Below are 15548 nucleotides of genomic sequence, written 5' to 3'. Positions count from 1 at the left end.
GGGCATCCAGAACACGCCTGGGCCTAGGGCGGAACCGCGCCAGACCGAGACGCTTCCATTACTTCGCGAACAAGCCGTCTGCCGACGTCGTCCGACCCGATCTCGCCGGCCCGAAACCCCGCCTGATCGCCCTCCAAAACCACTACCCTCCCCGCCCGAAAGCCCCCTTTTTTTTACAGCCCGGAAGGGCAGGCGCAATTTACCGTCACCGACCGACAACGGCTCTGAGATCAAGGCGTTTTGAGGCTATGCGCCAAGCGGGCGTCCGGGTTGGAGACAAAAAAGAAGGCGCTGAAAGCGCCTTCCTTGATCACTCCCACTCGATCGTGCCGGGCGGCTTGCTGGTCACGTCGTAGACGACGCGATTGACGCCGCGGACCTCGTTGATGATCCGGGTGGCGGTCTTGCCGAGGATCTCCCAGGGGAACTCGAAGAAGTCGGCGGTCATGCCGTCGGTCGAGGTGACCGCGCGCAGGGCCAGGACGTTCTCGTAGGTGCGCGCATCCCCCATGACCCCAACCGTCTTGACGGGAAGAAGCACGGCGAATGCCTGCCAGATCTTGTCGTAGAGGCCGGCGTTGCGGATCTCTTCGAGATAGATGGCGTCGGCGTCCTGCAGCACCTTGACCTTCTCGGGCGTGATCTCTCCCGGGATGCGGATGGCCAGGCCCGGGCCGGGGAACGGATGGCGGCCGACGAAGGCCGGCGCCAGACCCAGCTCGACGCCCAGGGCGCGGACCTCGTCCTTGAAGAGCTCGCGCAGCGGCTCGACCAGCTTGAGCTTCATGTAGTCCGGCAGGCCGCCCACGTTGTGGTGGCTCTTGATCACGGCCGACGGGCCGCCGCGGGCCGAGACGCTCTCGACGACGTCGGGATAGAGGGTGCCCTGGGCCAGGAACTGGGCGCCGTCGATCTTGGCGGCTTCCTTGTCGAAGACGTCGATGAACAGCTTGCCGATGGTCTTGCGCTTGGTCTCGGGGTCGGAGACGCCGGCCAGCTCGCCCAGGAACAGGTCGCCGGCGTCCACGTGGACCAGCGGGATGTTGTAGTGGTCGCGGAACAGGGTGACGACCTGGTCGGCCTCGTTCTTGCGCAGAAGACCGGTGTCGACGAACACGCAGGTCAGTTGGTCGCCGATGGCCTCGTGGATCAGCACGGCGGCCACAGAGCTGTCGACGCCGCCCGACAGGCCGCAGATCACCTTGCCGTCACCGACCTGGTCGCGGATCTTCTGGACCATCTCCTGGCGGAAGGCCGCCATGGTCCAGTCGCCCTTCAGGCCGGCCAGGGCCAGGAAGTTCCTGTAGATCTGCGGGCCGTTGACGGTGTGGTAGACCTCGGGGTGGAACTGCAGCGCGTAGATCTTCTTGGCGTCGTTGGCGATGGCGGCGAAAGGCGCGCCGTTCGAGGTGCCCACCACCTCGAAGCCTTCGGGGATGGCCGTGACGCGGTCGCCGTGGCTCATCCAGACGGTTTCCACCTCGCCCACGCCGGCCAGGCCCTCGAACAGCGGGCTCGCCTTGCCGATGGTCAGTTCGGCGCGGCCGAACTCACCGGCGTGGCCGCCCTCGACCTTGCCGCCGAGCACGTCGCACAGCAGTTGCTGGCCGTAGCAGATGGCCAGCATCGGCAGGCCCAGGTCGAACAGCTTGCGGCCGATGCGGGGGCTGTCGGCCTCCAGCACGCTGGCCGGGCCGCCCGACAGGATGATCGCCGAGGGCTGGTAGTCGTCGACCAGCGCTTCAGCCTTGTCGAACGGATGGATCTCGCAATAGACGCCGGCCTCGCGCACCCGGCGCGCGATCAGCTGGGTCACCTGGCTGCCGAAATCGACGATCAGGACGCGCTGGTGGTGGGTTTCGGTGGTCATCGGCAAGGTCTCCAGCGTGTCGGTCAGGGCGTTACGGCGCGTAGGTCGAGCGCTCGAGCACGGCGGCGAAGAAGCCGTCCGTACCGGCGCGGTGCGGGGTCAGGCGCAGATAGCCTTCCGGGGTCACGTGCGTGACGCCGTCCAGGGCGATCGGCTTGACGGTGAATTCGGGGTGGCGATCGAGGAAGGCCGCGACGCGGTCCTCGTTCTCCTCGGTCAGCAGCGAGCAGGTGACGTAGATCATCCGGCCGCCGGCCTTCACGAAGGTGGAGGCGTCCTCCATGACGCTGTCCTGCTCGATCTGGCGCTTGGCCAGCTGGTCGGGCGACAGGCGCCACTTGGCGTCGGGGTGGCGCCGCCACGTGCCCGCGCCGGTGCAGGGCGCGTCGACGAAGACGACGTCGATCTTGCCTTCCAGACCCTTCAGCGGCTCGGCCTCGATCGGCGAGCGGATCTGCAGGTTGCGCACCCCAGCCCTCTGGCCGCGACGGATGGTGTCGGCCAGGCGGCGCGCGTCGGCGTCATGGGCGAAGATCTGGCCGCTGTTGCCCATGGCGGCGGCCAGGGCCAGTGTCTTACCCCCGCCCCCGGCGCAGAAATCGAGCACCTGCTTGCCCTTGACCGCGCCGGCCACGGCGGCGGCGATCTGCGAGCCCAGGTCCTGGACCTCGAACCAGCCCTTGGAGAAGGCCGGAACCGCCTCGACGGACGGCGTGCGGTCAGCGGCGGCGGGCGCGGGAATACGGAAGGCGGTCGGCAGGATCCCCGCCGGCGCGGCGTTGATCGGGGCCAGAGCCTTGGCGCCGCGTTCGGCGTCGGTCTTCAGCGTGTTGATCCGCAGGTCGACCGGCGCACGCTCGGACAGCGCGGCCATCTCGACGGCCTGGTCGGCGCCCAGGGCGCGGGCCAGGTGCGGCTCCAGCCAGTCGGGATAGTCGCCGGCCACGGGCGCGGGGGCGCCGTCCAGCGATACCGGATCCTTCAGGCGGGCCTGCTCGGCCCCGGTCAGCGCGCCAAAGCCGTGCTCTTCCGAAGCGGCCTCGGCGATACGCTCGGCAGGCCACTTCCAGACGAAGGCCAGGACGCCCAGCACCACGCCGCGCGCGGCGGGCTCGCCCATCATCCAGCCCAGCGAGCGCTTGCGGCGCAGGGCGTCGAGCACAAGGCCCGAGACGAAGGCCCGATCCTTGGAGCCGGCGTAGCGCGCGGCTTCGCCCCAGCGCTTGAGCGCCATCTTCACAGGGAAATGCCGCGTCTCGATCTCGGTCAGAACCTCGATCGCCGCGGAAACCCGTCCTCCGTCACGCATGGAGCTAAATCACCAACGCCAGAAGGACCAAGCCCAGGCCCGCCATCGAGGCGACCCAGACCAGGCTGCGAACGACCGGCACGCCGAACGCATAGAGAAGGACATAGACCGCCCGGGCGCCGACATAGAGCGCGGTTCCGATAGCGGTCAGCGCGCCGAGCCGGCCGCCCAGATAGGCGGCCAGCACGGCGGCGACGAAGAACGGGAACGTCTCGCGGAAGTTGGCGAAGGCCCTTTCGAGCCGCCCGGCCATGCCGGTCAGCTCGACCGGCGTCTCCCGCGATCCGACATTCCACTTCAAGCCGCGCTGGGGCTGGGCCGCCGCGCTGGCCCACAGGAGGTGGACCAGCCCGATGACGACCGCGACCGCCAGCATCCGCAGCTCGAAGGCCATCTGCATGGCCTAGACCGCGCTCGGATAGTTCGGAGCCTCGCGCGTGATCATCACGTCGTGGACGTGGCTTTCACGCAGGCCGGCGCCGGTGATGCGGACGAAGCGGGCGCGTTCCTGCAGCTCGGGGATGGTCGGCGCGCCGACATAGCCCATGGCCGCGCGCAGACCGCCGACCAGCTGGTGCAGCACCGGCGAGATCGGACCCTTGAACGGGGTCTGGCCCTCGATGCCTTCCGGAACGAGCTTGAAGCTGTCGGTCACTTCCTTCTGGAAGTAACGGTCGGCCGAGCCGCGGGCCATGGCGCCCACCGAACCCATGCCGCGATAGCTCTTGTAAGAGCGGCCCTGGTACAGGAACACCTCGCCCGGCGCCTCTTCGGTGCCGGCGAACATCGAGCCCATCATGGCGGTCGAGGCGCCCGCGGCGATGGCCTTGGCCAGGTCGCCCGAGTACTTGATGCCGCCGTCGGCGATGATCGGCACGCCGGCTTCGCGACCGGCGCGAACAGCTTCCATGATCGCGGTCAGCTGCGGCACGCCCACGCCCGCCACGATGCGGGTGGTGCAGATCGAGCCCGGGCCGATGCCCACCTTCACCGCATCGGCGCCGGCGTCGATCAGGGCCCGCGCGGCGTCATAGGTGGCGATGTTGCCGGCCACGATCTGGACGCGGTTGGCTTCGCGCTTCAGGCGCGAAACCGCCGCGGCGACCTGGCTGGAGTGGCCGTGGGCGGTGTCGATGACGACGACGTCGACGCCGGCGTCCACCAGGCCCATGGAGCGCTCGAAACCGGCGTCGCCGACGGTCGAGGCCGCGCCGACCAGCAGGCGGCCCTTGTCGTCCTTGGCGGCCAGGGGGTGAGCCTGGGCCTTCTCGATGTCCTTCACCGTGATCAGGCCGACGGCGCGATAGGCCTCGTCCACGACGATCAGGCGTTCGATCTTGTGCTTGCGCAGAAGCTCGCGGGCCTCGCGGTGATCCACGCCCTCGCCGACCGTGATCAGGTTCTCGCGGGTCATCAGCGCCGAGGCCGGGACGCTGGCGTCGCCCTCGAAGCGCATGTCGCGGTTGGTCAGGATGCCGACCAGCTTGCCCGTGTCGCGCTCGACCACCGGGAAGCCCGAGATCTTGCGGCGGGCCGTGATCTCGCGGACCTCGGCCAGGGTGGTGTCGGGGTGGATGGTCAGCGGGTTGATGACCATGCCGCTTTCGTAGCGCTTGACCTCGCGGACGTGGTCGGCCTGCTCCTCGTTGGAGAGGTTGCGGTGCAGGATGCCCAGGCCGCCGGCCTGCGCCATGGCGATGGCGAGACGGCTTTCGGTGACCGTGTCCATGGCGGCGGACACGAGCGGGATGTTCAGACTGATTTCACGCGTGAACTTGGTCTCGGTCGTCACTTGCGTCGGCATGACGTCGGACGGACCAGGTTCGAGCAAAACGTCGTCGAAGGTGAGCCCTTCGCGAATCTCCATCGGATTCTCCATTTTGCGGCGCTCGTATAGTCGCGAGGCGGGCGTTTGTCGAGGCGGTGATTGGGGGATTTCGCCGCCCTTGCCTCTTCTCTTTCCGATTTGCCGACGCCAGCTCGATAATAGATATTGGCGGCAGAGGAGAGTTCCAGATGGCCATCAGCGTCGATTTGGGCCCGCAGCTCGAAGCCGTCGTCGGCGAGCTGATCGAGAAAGGCCGGTACGGCTCCAAGAGCGAGGTGCTGCGCGAAGGCGTTCGCCTCGTCCAGGAGCGCGAGGCCAGATTGGCGGCGTTCTACGCCTCAATAGACGCGGGACTGGCCGAGGCCGAAGCCGGCCTCACGGTTCCGCTGGAAGAAGCCTTCGGCCAAGTCGAAGCGGAACTAGATCTGTTGCTGGCGCGGCCCACCGGCTTCTCCGAGGAATGAAGACCCGGTTCACGCCGCTTTCCATCCGCGACCTCAACGGCATAGCTCGCTGGATAGCGGCCGACAGACCGAACGCCGCGAAGAAGGTCGTCGCGAGGCTGAAGATAGCTTGCCTGAACCTCGCCGATCACCCTTACGCCTATCCGTTGCTGACCGACCGCGAGGATAACGGCGTGCGACGAGCGCCGCATGGTCGCTACGCAATCTGCTATCGCATAGCCGCCGACAGCGTGGAGGTCCTGCGCATCCTGGACGGGGCGCAAGACATCACCACGCACATATAGGCCTCAGCGCCCCTTGAACCCCGTGGCCACGAGGAAGACCTCGGAGCTGTCCTGGCGGCTGGCCTTGGGCTTGAAGTGCTGGACCTTCTCGAAGTGCTTCTTCAGCCGGGCGATGACCTCGGAGGTCTCGCCGCCCTGGAAGGCCTTGGCCACGAAGGCGCCGCCCGGACGCAGGGTCTCGATGGCGAACTCCGCGCCGATCTCGATAAGCCCGACGATGCGCAGGTGGTCGGTCTCGCGGTGGCCCACGGTGTTGGGGGCCATGTCGGACATCACGAGATCGGGCGCGCCGCCCAAGAGCTCGATCAGCTTGGGGGGGCAGGCCGGGTCGGTGAAATCCATCTCGATGATGTGGGCCGGCTCGACCGGATCGACGTGCAGCAGATCAACGCCCACGAGCTGGGTGACGCCGCGCTCGACCGCGATCTGCAGCCAGCCGCCGGGCGCGCAACCCAGATCGATGACGCGTGCGCCCTTCTTGAAGAAGCGGAACTTCTCGTCGATCTCGCTGATCTTGAAGGCCGCGCGGCTGCGATAGCCCAGGGCCCGGGCCTTGGCCGAGAACGGATCGTTGATCTGGCGCTCCAGCCAGGCCTGCTGGCTGGGCGTGCGGCCGTCGGCGGTCTTCAGACGCGCAGGCTTGGCGCGGCCGTCGGCGTTGCCGCCCGTGGGCGGCTTGACCATCCGGCGGCGGGGGATCTCGTCGTTCATGCGTTCACCGTTCGGGCCGAACCGGCTCCGCCGCGCCGCCGACGGCGGGGGCGCTTCTGCCGATCCGACATCAGAGACATCAGAAGTCCTTCTCTAAGCCCTCGGTCGGCGACTCGCACGCGAGAACACGGCCAAAGCTCCTGAACGGCCTGGAGAATGGCTGCGCCGGCCAGCACCAGATCGGCCCGATCGGCCCCGATGCAGGGCTCCAGCGCCCGTTCCTTGGCGGTCAGTTGCAGCAGGCGCCCAGCGGCGGCTTCGCAGTCGGAACGCTGCATCCACAGGCCGTCGACCACGTTGCGGTCATAGCGCGGAAGGCCAAGGTGCAGGCCCGCAAGGCTGGTGATGGCGCCCGAGGTGCCCACCATGTGGGCGCGGCCGGCGTCGAAGGTCTTGCGCATCGGCGCGGCGTGCGGGAACGCCGAGATCTTCGACTTCACCTCCTCGACCATGGCCCGGAACCAGCCGTCGTCGGCCCGCTCGCCCTCGGGAAAGCGCTCGGCCAGGGTGACGACGCCGATGGGAATGGACAGCCAGGCGCGGATCGGCAGCTTCCAGGCCTCGAACTGGCGCGGCTTGGCGTCGAGCCCCCCGCCCTTGAGGTCGACCCACGAAAGCTCGGTCGAGCCGCCGCCAACGTCGACCACCAGGGCCGCGTCGGCCTCGCGGTCGAACAGGCTCATGCAGCCGGCGACCGAAAGCTGGGCCTCCTCGCGTGGGGTGATGATCTGCAGGCGAAGGCCGGTCTCTTCCGCCACGCGGCGGACGAACTCGGTGCCGTTGCTGGCGCCGCGACAGGCCTGGGTGGCTACAGCCTTTACCCGCACCGCCTTGCGGCGGCGGATCTTCTCGGCGCAGACCTTGAGCGCGGCCATCGAGCGCTCCATCGCCGCGTCCGACAGCTGGCCGGTCTGCGACAGCCCCTCGCCGAGGCGGACGATGCGAGAATAGGCCTCGACGACGCGGAAACCGCGCGGCGAAGGCGTCGCCACCAGGAGACGGCAGTTGTTGGTTCCGAGATCGAGCGCCGCATAGCACGGCTGCTCGCCCGGAGACCGGCGCGAGCCCTGGCCTGGCTGGCCACGGGGTCCGCCGGGCGCTCTCGGCGCCTCCGACATGGTCTTTCACCTTGTCTCGCAGGCGATTCGTCACGAACCGCCTCACTTCGGGTGCGACCATAGCAACCGTGTCGATGCACCGGAAGGCGGCGTGACCCAACAATGAACGCCGTTTACGTTCAGGATTCAGTCAGGAGACTCGTCGTAATATCTTCACCATGAACGAGAGACTCGCCAAATTCGCGATCGGCCAGGTCGTCAAGCACCGCATCTTCCCTTTCCGGGGCGTGGTGTTCGACGTCGACCCGGTGTTCGCCAATACGGAAGAGTGGTGGGAGTCCATCCCCGAGGACATCCGGCCGTCCAAGGACCAGCCGTTCTATCACCTGCTGGCCGAGAACGACGACAACACCTATGTCGCCTATGTCTCCGAGCAGAACCTGCTGGCCGACGACACGGGTGAACCCGTGCACCATCCGCAGGCGGCGCTGATCTTCGAATCCTTCGACCACGGCGCCTACAAGCTTCGCCCCCGGATCTCACACTAGCTCGCAAGGTCTCACCGCCACCCTGCCGGTTACGCGCAAAAATCGAACGGAACTTGCCCGACAGCGGGCGTAACGTCGTTTCATGAGCGCAGACGGTTTCAGCGGTGGGCCGCCCCCAGGGGCGCGGCCCGATTGGACGATCGACCAGGGCTGGGAAGGCTACAGTCAAGCCGAGCACGACGTCTGGATCACGCTGTACGAGCGCCAGGCCAAGGTCCTGCAGAACCGCGCCTGCGACGAGTTCCTGCGCGGCCTGGATGCGCTGGACCTGCACCGCACCGGCATTCCCGACTTCAACCGCATCAACGAGGAGCTCCAGCGCCTGACCGGCTGGAGCGTGGTGGCCGTGCCGGGCCTGGTGCCCGACGACGTGTTCTTCGACCACCTGGCCAACCGCCGCTTCCCGGCCGGCCAGTTCATCCGCAAGCCGCATGAACTGGACTACCTGCAAGAGCCGGACGTCTTCCACGACGTGTTCGGCCACGTGCCGATGCTGACCGACCCGGTGTTCGCCGACTACATGCAGGCCTACGGCAAGGGCGGCCAGCGGGCGTTGGGCCTTGGCCGGCTGGCCAATCTCGCCAGGCTCTACTGGTACACGGTCGAGTTCGGCCTGATGGCTACGCCGGCGGGCTTGCGGATCTATGGCGCGGGCATCGTCTCGTCGCGGACGGAGTCGATCTTCGCCCTCGAAGACCCCTCCCCCAACCGCATCGGCTTCGACCTGGAGCGGGTGATGCGCACGCCCTACCGCATCGACGACTTCCAGCAGGTCTACTTCGTTATCCCGTCGATCCAGACGCTACAGGAAGTGACCCTGCGCGACTTCTCCGCGCTCTACGAGCGGCTGGCCGGCGCCGGCGACCTCGGCATCGCCGAGATCGTGGGCGCCGACCAGGTGCTGACCCGCGGGACCCAGGCCTATGCGAAGGCCGGCGGGCGGCTGGCCTCGGCGGCGGGCTGAGCCCGCAGGCCGAATAGCGCCCGCACGCCAGGAACACGCCTGACGATCTCGTAGGTGACGAAGCAGGCGCCGAAGGTTCCCGCGACCAGGATCAGGGCCTCCAGACCTTGCGGCAGCCCGAGCTTGGCCAGGTGGTGGGCCAGGACCACCGTCACCGTCTGATGGACGATATAGAACGGAAAGACGCCCACGGTCAGGTAGCGCAGCACCGGCCCGCCCCGGTTCAGATGCCTGGCGCCGATCCCGAGAATGGCGGCGATCGCGCACCACTGGTCCACCGCGTAGACGCCGCGCATGGCCAGGTGCAACGCTTCGGCCGGCTCGCCCTGCCGATAGATCCAGGCATAGGTCGCGAACATGGCGTAGGCGACGATCGCCAGCGTCAGCGCGGGCCAGCGCAACGCGATCAGCCGGTCTCGCAGCACCGAGGACTTGGCCAGGCCAAAGCCCAGCAGGAAGGCCGCGAACGAGATCGCGTGATTGTACCAGTCGTCGACCAGCGCATGAGTGATGTCGAAGAGCGGCAGCAGCACCGCGCGAGCCAGCGCCAGGAAGGCGATCGGCGCGACGAGGAGCCAGGGACCGGCCAGCATGCGCTCGCAGGCCGCCTGCAGCTTGTCGCCCAGCCTGGGAATGATCGCCAGCAGCAGCGCCAGAACGAGCGTGTAGACCAGCAGATAGGCCACGAACCACATGTGGTTCCAGGTCGGGGTGATCAGGCAGTCGCCGTCCTCGCCGCACCACCGGCCCGACGACGTCATGTACTTGCCCCAGAAGACGGGCCAGGGATCGACGCCGAACGGCGCCTGCGGGTGCGCGGCCACATACTCGGCCACCTGGTAGTAGGACTGCGGCGGCACGATCACGATCATGGCCAGCAGCAGGGGCGGCAGAAGCCGCGCCATGCGGCCCCTGGCCAGTTTCCCGACACTGACCTTGTCGGCCATGAAGCGCGTGGCCGCGCCGGAGACGAGAAACAGCAGGGTCAGCCGCCAGGGGCTGGTCAGCATCATCACCGGCTCGAGCGCCGGGATCGGATGGGGCGACTTCACGTGCCACTCCCAAGGCACGTAGAACATGCCCACATGGTACAGAATCAACAGGAAGAACGCGCCCACGCGGATCCAGTCGAGGTCGTGGCGGCGGGCGAGGTCCTGTGAGGTCGAAGGGGGCATTGGGGTTGGTTCCGAACGATGGCGTCGCCGGAGAGAAATCCGCCGCGACCGCCGCACGCCAAGCACCAGGGGACGAACAGCGCCCTGTCGGTGACACCGCCGTCGGCGGCGGGACGAACGGCGCGCGCTGGGGGATGAGCGGCGCCGAACGACGCCTGTTGCTGCGCGGATGGCTGTGCGGCCTGGCCATCGTGGCGGCGATCACCGTCATCAACATCCTGACGATCATTCACGACGCGCCGCGGCTGGGCCCTTGGCGGCCGGCGATCTGGGAGATCTCCAGCGGGCTGGTGACGGTGTTCATCATGCTGCTGCCGGCGGCCGTCGCCATCTGGACCCATCGGACGAGACCCACTCTGCTGCGCGCCCTGCCCGTCCATGCGGTCACGCTGCTGCTCTACTCGACCCTGCACGTCACCGGCTTCGTGGTGCTGCGGAAAATCGCCCATCGCCTGATCCTGGACGAAGGCTACGACTTCGGGCCGATCGGGCCGGAATTCGTCTACGAACTGCGCAAGGACGTCATCGCCTACCTCCTGGGCTTCGTCGTGTTCTGGCTGCTGGCCAGGATGGCGCGCGACGTGGTCGCCGAGGCGCCCGTGACGGCCTCGCCCGCCACCGTCGCTCCGGCCATGTTCGACATCCGCGACGGCGCGCGCCTGGTGCGCACGCCCGTCGGCGAGATCCTGGCCGTGCGCTCGGCCGGCAACTACGCCGAGTTCCTGCTTGCCGACGGTCGACGCCCCTTGACGCGGTCGTCGCTGACGGCGCTGGAGCATGAGCTCGCCCCGCATGGCTTCGTGCGCACGCATCGCTCGTGGCTGGTCAACACGGTGCGGGTGACGGGCCTGCGGCCGGAGGGCTCGGGCGACTACGCGGTGGAGCTGGGCGTGGCCGAAGCGCCGCTGTCGCGCCGTTACCCCGAAGCGCTGGCGGTGCTGCGAGGGTAACCCCTCCCCCTTAGATTTCCACGAAGTCGGGGATCTTACGGAAAAGGGATAAGCCCGCTACCGCTTCACCGCCCAGAGCAGCTTTTCCACCTGGCCCTCGCCGCCGGTGATTGGGCTGTCGTCGCTTTCACGCACGCTCCAGCCAGACGCTTCCAGGAAGGCCGAGACGCGCTCGACGCAGGTGGCGATGACCTCCGGATCCTTCACCAACCCGCCCTTGCCGACGTTCTCGCGGCCGGCCTCGAACTGGGGCTTCACCAGGGCCACGAGGTCCGCGCCCGGGCGGGCCAGGGCCAGCGCCGCCGGCAACGCCTTCTCCAGCGAGATGAAGCTGACGTCGGTGACGACAAGGTCGACGCCGTTCGGCGCGTGCTCGGCGGTCAGGGCGCGGGCGTCCAGCGGCGACAGGTCCTCGACGCGCCCGTCCGCCTTCAGGCTGGAATGCAGCTGATCGCGGCCGACGTCGACGGCCAGCACGCGCGCCGCCCCCTTCGAAAGCAGCACCTGCGTGAACCCGCCGGTGGAGGCGCCGACATCGACGGCGACGCGCCCCTCGACCGACACCGGCCAAAGCTCCAGCGCCCGCACCAGTTTCAGCGCCCCGCGCCCCACCCAGGGGTGAGCGGCTTCGGCGACGATGTCGGCGGTCTCATCGACCGTCTCGGAGGCCTTGGCGACCACCTTGCCGTCGGCGGTGACGCGGCCGGCCTCGATGGCCGCTCGCGCCTTGGCGCGGCTGTCGAACAGCCCCTTCTCGACCAGCAGGATGTCGGCGCGTTTTCGGCTCATGGCGAGCCTGATAGCAGACTCGGCTTCAGGCCGCTTCGGCGTCGTTGGCGGCCAGGCCAAGACGCGCCACGGCCGCCTCCATCGACGCACCGCGTGGAACCACGACCCATTCCCGCGGACGCGAGGCGTTGACCGCGATCACGGCGTCCTTTGGGCAGACGTCGAAGCAGTCGACCTCGATCACCGCCAGCGGCGCCTTGCGGTCCTTACCCTTGCCGCCGCCGGAAGCCTTGCGCAGGGCCTTGGCGAAGCTCTGCTCGCCGCCCTTGCCGAAACCGCCGTCCAGCTTGCGCGAACACTTGCGGCAGACCAGGACGACATCGTTCCAGTCGGCGCGCACGCGCTTGATCGGCCTTTCCTTGCTCACCAGAGCCTCGTTGCGTTTCAGGCGCCCAACCCGAGCCTTGGACATGGGAAGTCGAGGCGCATAGTGCTAGAGACCCGCGCTTTCATGCTTCGGAGGCTGTCATGGCCCGCAATCTCAAGGGCGAGCTTCTGCCCAAGGCCGCCGACCCGACCGCCGCGGACGACCTGGCCTGGTTCGCCGCCAAGGCCGACCGCGCCTTCCGCCTGCGCGATCCGGCCCCGCTGGAGTTCGGCCCGCTGGGCGATCCGGGCGACGGTTTCAGCTGGCGCGTGCTGGTGGCCCGCCTGCCCGACGGCGGTCGCCTGCGCCTGCCGATCTCGCTGGCCTGGGACCTGCACAACGACCACGCCAAGGACCAGCACCTGTCGATGCTGTTCGAACAGGTCGCCCCGGCCGAGGCCAAGGCGGCGCTGAAGAAGAAGGCGAACTAGCCTTTGCGCATCCACGCCGCGACGGCCCACGAATGGGCGTCGTGGCGCAGGGCCACGACAGCGTCGCGCGGATCCAGCCAGACCAGCCTGTGGTCGTCCTCGACCTTCAGCTCCGGACGCTCTCCCGCCAGCGTGACGGCATAAATGCCGCCGTAATTGCGCACCGGCTGGCCGTCGGACTTCAGGAACGGCTGCGAGACGTCGACGACAAGCGTCCCGACCTCGACGACAAGGCCCGTCTCCTCGCCAAATTCCCGAACAAGGGCCTGGCCCTCGGTCTCGTCGCCGTCTACCGCGCCGCCCGGCAGGTCGAAGTAAGGCGCCTTGCCGGGCTTGGTGACCTCCACCAGCGCGATGTGCCCCCGCGCATCCTCGGCGATGCCGAAGGCGGCGTGACGGTCCCCGTACTCGAGGGACGCGTCAGGGGCGTAGAACGCGATCAAGCGATCAGTCCTTGCCGAACAGGTCGTTCCACGGATCGGCCTTGCCGGACTCGACGTCGGCGACGCTGATCTCGGGGCGATAGCCGATCTTGCCGTCGGCGCTGGCCTTCCAGGCCATGGTGACCATGTCGCGCAGCTCGGCGGCGCCGGCGGCCAGACGCTCGTCGACGAAGGCCTTGGCGCGCGGATCGGCGGCGACCATGCCGCCCGACTTTTCCAGCTGGTACAGCGGCTCGGTCAGCTTCCAGGTGGTGGTCAGGTAGCCGACCATGCGGGTCTCGTAGCTGCAGGCGCAGTCGCGCAGCGCCGGCATCTTGGCCTTGACGTCGTCGTCCTTGGCCACAGCCTTGACCAGCGGGCCCTCGAAGGCGCCGTGGGTGCCGCGGCTCTGGGTGTAGCCGTTGGGGTTGGGGTAATCGCCCCAGCCGTTGTAGTGCACGCTCATGTGCAGCGGCTGGCTGCCATCGCCGATGTAGTGGGCCCAGACGCCCAGGTCGCGCAGCAGAAGCTCTTCGCGGCGCTTGAGGTCGGCGGCGTACCAGGCCTTTTTCTGGGCGTCGGTGGTCTGCTTCTCGGCGGCCACCAGGATGCGCCAGTAGGTAAAGTCCTTCACCAGCTGCTGATAGCCGTCGATCATGGCATACGGCAGGTAGCCGGCCTTCCACTCGTCCTGCCCGACGGCGCGCAGGGCCGTGGCGTAGTCGGCCCGGGTGGCCGGCAGGGTCTCGACCGTGAACTTGGGCCCGCCGAACATGCGGCCCTCGTCGTCGAGATCCAGGAAGTGGGCGGCGTCGCGGTCGTGGTCGTGCACCTTGCCCGAACCCTTCCAGCGATCCGGCTCGCGGGCGTATTCGCCGATCGCGGCCACGCCGTAGGGGCTGCGCACGAAGGCCGGGACGTCTTCCGGCAGGGTCGAAGCGCCGAGCACGCCGATCATCCGGTGGCCCGAAGCCCCCCAGGCCAAGGCCGACTGGGCCGGCGCAGCCAGGGCGGCGGCGAGGACGAGAACTTTCAGGCTGGACGACGGCGACTTCATGCGCGCTCCGAAGACTTATGCGATGCCGAGGGCCGTCTCGACGCGGCCGACCCAGGCCTTCACGGCCGGATAGCGCGCCAGATCGAAACCGCCCTCGTGGGCGACACGGGTGTAGGCCACCAGCGCGATGTCCGCCAGGGTCAGGCGATCGCCGACCAGGAAACCGCTGCCTGACAGCCCGCTTTCGAGGCGCGCGAGGGCCGCGTGGCCGCGCTCGACCAGCTTGCCGTCCAGGCTTTCCACCGGCTTGCCCATATAGGCGACCTGGAAGCGGGCGACGGCGACATAGGGCTCGTGGCTGTACTGTTCCCAGAACAGCCACTCGTACATCTTGGCCTTCAGATAGGGGTCGCTCGGGATCAGCACCGAGCCCTCGGCCAGATGCAGCATGATGGCGTTGGACTGGGCCAGCGCGCGGCCATCCTCAAGGATCACCGCCGGCACCTGGCCGGCCGGGTTCATGGCCAGGAATTCGGCGGTGCGGGACTCGCCCTTGAGGATGTCGACCTCGATCCATTCGAAGGGCAGGCGCAGGCGCTGGGCGGTCCACTTCACCTTCAGGCAGTTGCCCGACTTGCCGTCGCCGAAGATCCGCAGCGTCATTCGGTCACCCTCCCCCACTTTTCAAACGGCGCGCTAAACGATTGAATTTTCGGACGAGTTCCGAGCTTCACCAGAAGTTTTCATCCGATTCCACCCTATACGGGCGACTTTAAGCGGGTTGTCACGGAGCCGTGATCGGCTTAAGGAACGGCCCGAACCGACAGATACGCCGATAAGAGGACCCCCTCGATGCGACGCACGCTCGCCGGAATTTTGGCCTTCATGGCCATGTTCGCCGCCCTTCCCGCCGCCGCGGGCCCCGACTCAGAACGCGCCACCGATCCGCTTGGCGAACTGATCGCCGGGGCTCTGACCGGCTCGATCCCCGGCTCCATCGAATACAAGATGAAGGCCACCCTGTACCACGCCGGCGCCAAGGGCATCCGCGCCCTCGACAGCCTGGGCTGCAAGGTGGTGGCCATGCGCACCCTGGCTGTCGACACCAAGGTGATCCCGCGCCGCACGATCGTCTTCATCAAGGAAACCGTCGGCCTGCCGATGCCCAACGGCGAGACGCACGACGGCTACTGGTACGCCTCCGACATCGGCGGCGCGATCAAGGGCAACAAGATCGATATGTTCAGCGGCCAGGGCGCCAAGTCGATGAAGCCGCTGGCGGGCCTGAACCTTGCGCACCTGTCGGTGACCAAGGTCGGCGAGTTCAAGGGCTGCCCGCCGGAATAGCCGGCCCAAGCCTCTTCCGACGACAGATCGAGCA

The 15548-nt window shown here is 68.0% G+C and carries 19 protein-coding genes; 7 read left to right on the top strand and 12 right to left on the bottom strand.

Translation table 11 applies throughout. The annotated features are described in order from the left end of the window. Positions 1–310 precede the first annotated feature (310 nt). Genes guaA through guaB form a run of 4 tightly spaced genes read right to left on the bottom strand, consistent with a single transcriptional unit; the run spans position 311 to position 5046 of the window. Complete coding sequence (gene guaA, locus G5B46_RS01710; protein WP_165255514.1) at positions 311–1870, bottom strand: glutamine-hydrolyzing GMP synthase; 1560 nt, start codon at positions 1868–1870, stop codon at positions 311–313. A 31-nt stretch (positions 1871–1901) separates the two neighbouring features. Then, positions 1902–3179, bottom strand: coding sequence for an RsmB/NOP family class I SAM-dependent RNA methyltransferase (locus G5B46_RS01705; RefSeq protein WP_165255513.1), 1278 nt, complete (start codon positions 3177–3179; stop codon positions 1902–1904). Between the two features lie 4 nt (positions 3180–3183). Continuing rightward, positions 3184–3579, bottom strand: coding sequence for an MAPEG family protein (locus tag G5B46_RS01700; protein WP_165255511.1), 396 nt, complete (start codon positions 3577–3579; stop codon positions 3184–3186). Positions 3580–3582: 3 nt separating this feature from the next. Continuing rightward, positions 3583–5046, bottom strand: a complete 1464-nt coding sequence (gene guaB / locus G5B46_RS01695) for an IMP dehydrogenase (protein ID WP_165255510.1) — start codon at positions 5044–5046, stop codon at positions 3583–3585. 149 nt (positions 5047–5195) lie between these two features. Here guaB and G5B46_RS24635 point away from each other — a divergent pair, with 149 nt between their 5' ends. Both G5B46_RS24635 and G5B46_RS01685 read left to right on the top strand, forming a co-directional pair. Then, positions 5196–5471, top strand: a complete 276-nt coding sequence (locus tag G5B46_RS24635; RefSeq protein ID WP_165255508.1) for a type II toxin-antitoxin system ParD family antitoxin — start codon at positions 5196–5198, stop codon at positions 5469–5471. Further along, positions 5468–5755: a type II toxin-antitoxin system RelE/ParE family toxin gene (locus G5B46_RS01685; protein ID WP_165255506.1), complete on the top strand. Its 288-nt coding sequence runs from the start codon at positions 5468–5470 to the stop codon at positions 5753–5755. The genes G5B46_RS24635 and G5B46_RS01685 overlap by 4 nt, the downstream gene beginning before the upstream one ends. Before the next feature lie 3 nt (positions 5756–5758). Here G5B46_RS01685 and G5B46_RS01680 read toward each other — a convergent pair whose 3' ends face one another. Together G5B46_RS01680 and G5B46_RS01675 are read right to left on the bottom strand one after the other, a co-directional pair. After that, the gene (locus G5B46_RS01680; protein WP_165255505.1) at positions 5759–6466 is read right to left on the bottom strand and encodes an RlmE family RNA methyltransferase; all 708 of its coding nucleotides are present in this window, start codon (positions 6464–6466) and stop codon (positions 5759–5761) included. Then, complete coding sequence (locus G5B46_RS01675) at positions 6463–7584, bottom strand: Ppx/GppA phosphatase family protein (RefSeq protein ID WP_165255503.1); 1122 nt, start codon at positions 7582–7584, stop codon at positions 6463–6465. The genes G5B46_RS01680 and G5B46_RS01675 overlap by 4 nt, the downstream gene beginning before the upstream one ends. A gap of 158 nt (positions 7585–7742) precedes the next feature. Between G5B46_RS01675 and hspQ the strand changes: the two genes are divergently transcribed. Together hspQ and phhA are read left to right on the top strand one after the other, a co-directional pair. Beyond that, the gene (gene hspQ / locus G5B46_RS01670; protein WP_165255501.1) at positions 7743–8072 is read left to right on the top strand and encodes a heat shock protein HspQ; all 330 of its coding nucleotides are present in this window, start codon (positions 7743–7745) and stop codon (positions 8070–8072) included. An 82-nt stretch (positions 8073–8154) separates the two neighbouring features. Then, entirely contained in the window at positions 8155–9036 is an 882-nt protein-coding gene (phhA, locus tag G5B46_RS01665) for a phenylalanine 4-monooxygenase (RefSeq protein WP_165255500.1), read from the top strand. Here phhA and G5B46_RS01660 read toward each other — a convergent pair. Then, positions 8994–10211: an acyltransferase family protein gene (locus tag G5B46_RS01660; protein WP_165255498.1), complete on the bottom strand. Its 1218-nt coding sequence runs from the start codon at positions 10209–10211 to the stop codon at positions 8994–8996. The two genes, phhA and G5B46_RS01660, sit on opposite strands and share 43 nt — an antisense overlap. A 134-nt stretch (positions 10212–10345) precedes the next feature. Between G5B46_RS01660 and G5B46_RS01655 the strand changes: the two genes are divergently transcribed. Beyond that, positions 10346–11161: a LytTR family DNA-binding domain-containing protein gene (locus G5B46_RS01655; protein ID WP_165255496.1), complete on the top strand. Its 816-nt coding sequence runs from the start codon at positions 10346–10348 to the stop codon at positions 11159–11161. A gap of 57 nt (positions 11162–11218) precedes the next feature. Here the strand turns inward: G5B46_RS01655 and G5B46_RS01650 are convergent, their stop codons facing one another. Both G5B46_RS01650 and G5B46_RS01645 read right to left on the bottom strand, forming a co-directional pair. After that, positions 11219–11950 carry a TlyA family RNA methyltransferase gene (locus tag G5B46_RS01650; protein ID WP_165255494.1) on the bottom strand — a complete coding sequence of 244 codons (732 nt, stop codon included), beginning with the start codon at positions 11948–11950 and terminating at the stop codon, positions 11219–11221. Between the two features lie 25 nt (positions 11951–11975). Beyond that, positions 11976–12317, bottom strand: coding sequence for a (2Fe-2S) ferredoxin domain-containing protein (locus G5B46_RS01645; protein ID WP_346764854.1), 342 nt, complete (start codon positions 12315–12317; stop codon positions 11976–11978). Between the two features lie 101 nt (positions 12318–12418). Between G5B46_RS01645 and G5B46_RS01640 the strand changes: the two genes are divergently transcribed. Beyond that, complete coding sequence (locus G5B46_RS01640) at positions 12419–12748, top strand: hypothetical protein (protein WP_165255493.1); 330 nt, start codon at positions 12419–12421, stop codon at positions 12746–12748. On the opposite strand, the gene G5B46_RS01635 is transcribed toward G5B46_RS01640, so the two are convergent. The 3 genes from G5B46_RS01635 to G5B46_RS01625 are packed head-to-tail and all read right to left on the bottom strand — an operon-like array spanning position 12745 to position 14830. Continuing rightward, positions 12745–13191 carry an NUDIX domain-containing protein gene (locus tag G5B46_RS01635; RefSeq protein ID WP_165255491.1) on the bottom strand — a complete coding sequence of 149 codons (447 nt, stop codon included), beginning with the start codon at positions 13189–13191 and terminating at the stop codon, positions 12745–12747. The genes G5B46_RS01640 and G5B46_RS01635 overlap by 4 nt on opposite strands. A 4-nt stretch (positions 13192–13195) precedes the next feature. Further along, positions 13196–14227, bottom strand: coding sequence for a S1/P1 Nuclease (locus G5B46_RS01630; protein ID WP_165255490.1), 1032 nt, complete (start codon positions 14225–14227; stop codon positions 13196–13198). A gap of 15 nt (positions 14228–14242) precedes the next feature. Then, positions 14243–14830, bottom strand: coding sequence for a glutathione S-transferase family protein (locus G5B46_RS01625; protein ID WP_165255488.1), 588 nt, complete (start codon positions 14828–14830; stop codon positions 14243–14245). A gap of 189 nt (positions 14831–15019) precedes the next feature. Here G5B46_RS01625 and G5B46_RS01620 point away from each other — a divergent pair, with 189 nt between their 5' ends. Next, complete coding sequence (locus G5B46_RS01620) at positions 15020–15514, top strand: 3D domain-containing protein (protein ID WP_165255486.1); 495 nt, start codon at positions 15020–15022, stop codon at positions 15512–15514. Positions 15515–15548: the final 34 nt, after the last annotated feature.

This window comes from Caulobacter sp. 602-2, assembly GCF_011043625.1.
Classification (GTDB): Bacteria; Pseudomonadota; Alphaproteobacteria; order Caulobacterales; family Caulobacteraceae; genus Caulobacter.
The sequence above is the reverse complement of the archived record's forward strand: the minus strand, read 5'-3'. Positions and strand labels throughout refer to the sequence as shown.

What these genes read in the sequence shown, in the direction of transcription:
- guaA (WP_165255514.1), bottom strand. Translation starts at nt 1,870, where the DNA reads ATGACCACCGAAACCCACCACCAGCGCGTCCTGATCGTCGATTTCGGC.
- G5B46_RS01705 (WP_165255513.1), bottom strand. Translation starts at nt 3,179, where the DNA reads ATGCGTGACGGAGGACGGGTTTCCGCGGCGATCGAGGTTCTGACCGAG.
- G5B46_RS01700 (WP_165255511.1), bottom strand. Translation starts at nt 3,579, where the DNA reads ATGCAGATGGCCTTCGAGCTGCGGATGCTGGCGGTCGCGGTCGTCATC.
- guaB (WP_165255510.1), bottom strand. Translation starts at nt 5,046, where the DNA reads ATGGAGATTCGCGAAGGGCTCACCTTCGACGACGTTTTGCTCGAACCT.
- G5B46_RS24635 (WP_165255508.1), top strand. Translation starts at nt 5,196, where the DNA reads ATGGCCATCAGCGTCGATTTGGGCCCGCAGCTCGAAGCCGTCGTCGGC.
- G5B46_RS01685 (WP_165255506.1), top strand. Translation starts at nt 5,468, where the DNA reads ATGAAGACCCGGTTCACGCCGCTTTCCATCCGCGACCTCAACGGCATA.
- G5B46_RS01680 (WP_165255505.1), bottom strand. Translation starts at nt 6,466, where the DNA reads ATGAACGACGAGATCCCCCGCCGCCGGATGGTCAAGCCGCCCACGGGC.
- G5B46_RS01675 (WP_165255503.1), bottom strand. Translation starts at nt 7,584, where the DNA reads ATGTCGGAGGCGCCGAGAGCGCCCGGCGGACCCCGTGGCCAGCCAGGC.
- hspQ (WP_165255501.1), top strand. Translation starts at nt 7,743, where the DNA reads ATGAACGAGAGACTCGCCAAATTCGCGATCGGCCAGGTCGTCAAGCAC.
- phhA (WP_165255500.1), top strand. Translation starts at nt 8,155, where the DNA reads ATGAGCGCAGACGGTTTCAGCGGTGGGCCGCCCCCAGGGGCGCGGCCC.
- G5B46_RS01660 (WP_165255498.1), bottom strand. Translation starts at nt 10,211, where the DNA reads ATGCCCCCTTCGACCTCACAGGACCTCGCCCGCCGCCACGACCTCGAC.
- G5B46_RS01655 (WP_165255496.1), top strand. Translation starts at nt 10,346, where the DNA reads ATGAGCGGCGCCGAACGACGCCTGTTGCTGCGCGGATGGCTGTGCGGC.
- G5B46_RS01650 (WP_165255494.1), bottom strand. Translation starts at nt 11,950, where the DNA reads ATGAGCCGAAAACGCGCCGACATCCTGCTGGTCGAGAAGGGGCTGTTC.
- G5B46_RS01640 (WP_165255493.1), top strand. Translation starts at nt 12,419, where the DNA reads ATGGCCCGCAATCTCAAGGGCGAGCTTCTGCCCAAGGCCGCCGACCCG.
- G5B46_RS01630 (WP_165255490.1), bottom strand. Translation starts at nt 14,227, where the DNA reads ATGAAGTCGCCGTCGTCCAGCCTGAAAGTTCTCGTCCTCGCCGCCGCC.
- G5B46_RS01625 (WP_165255488.1), bottom strand. Translation starts at nt 14,830, where the DNA reads ATGACGCTGCGGATCTTCGGCGACGGCAAGTCGGGCAACTGCCTGAAG.
- G5B46_RS01620 (WP_165255486.1), top strand. Translation starts at nt 15,020, where the DNA reads ATGCGACGCACGCTCGCCGGAATTTTGGCCTTCATGGCCATGTTCGCC.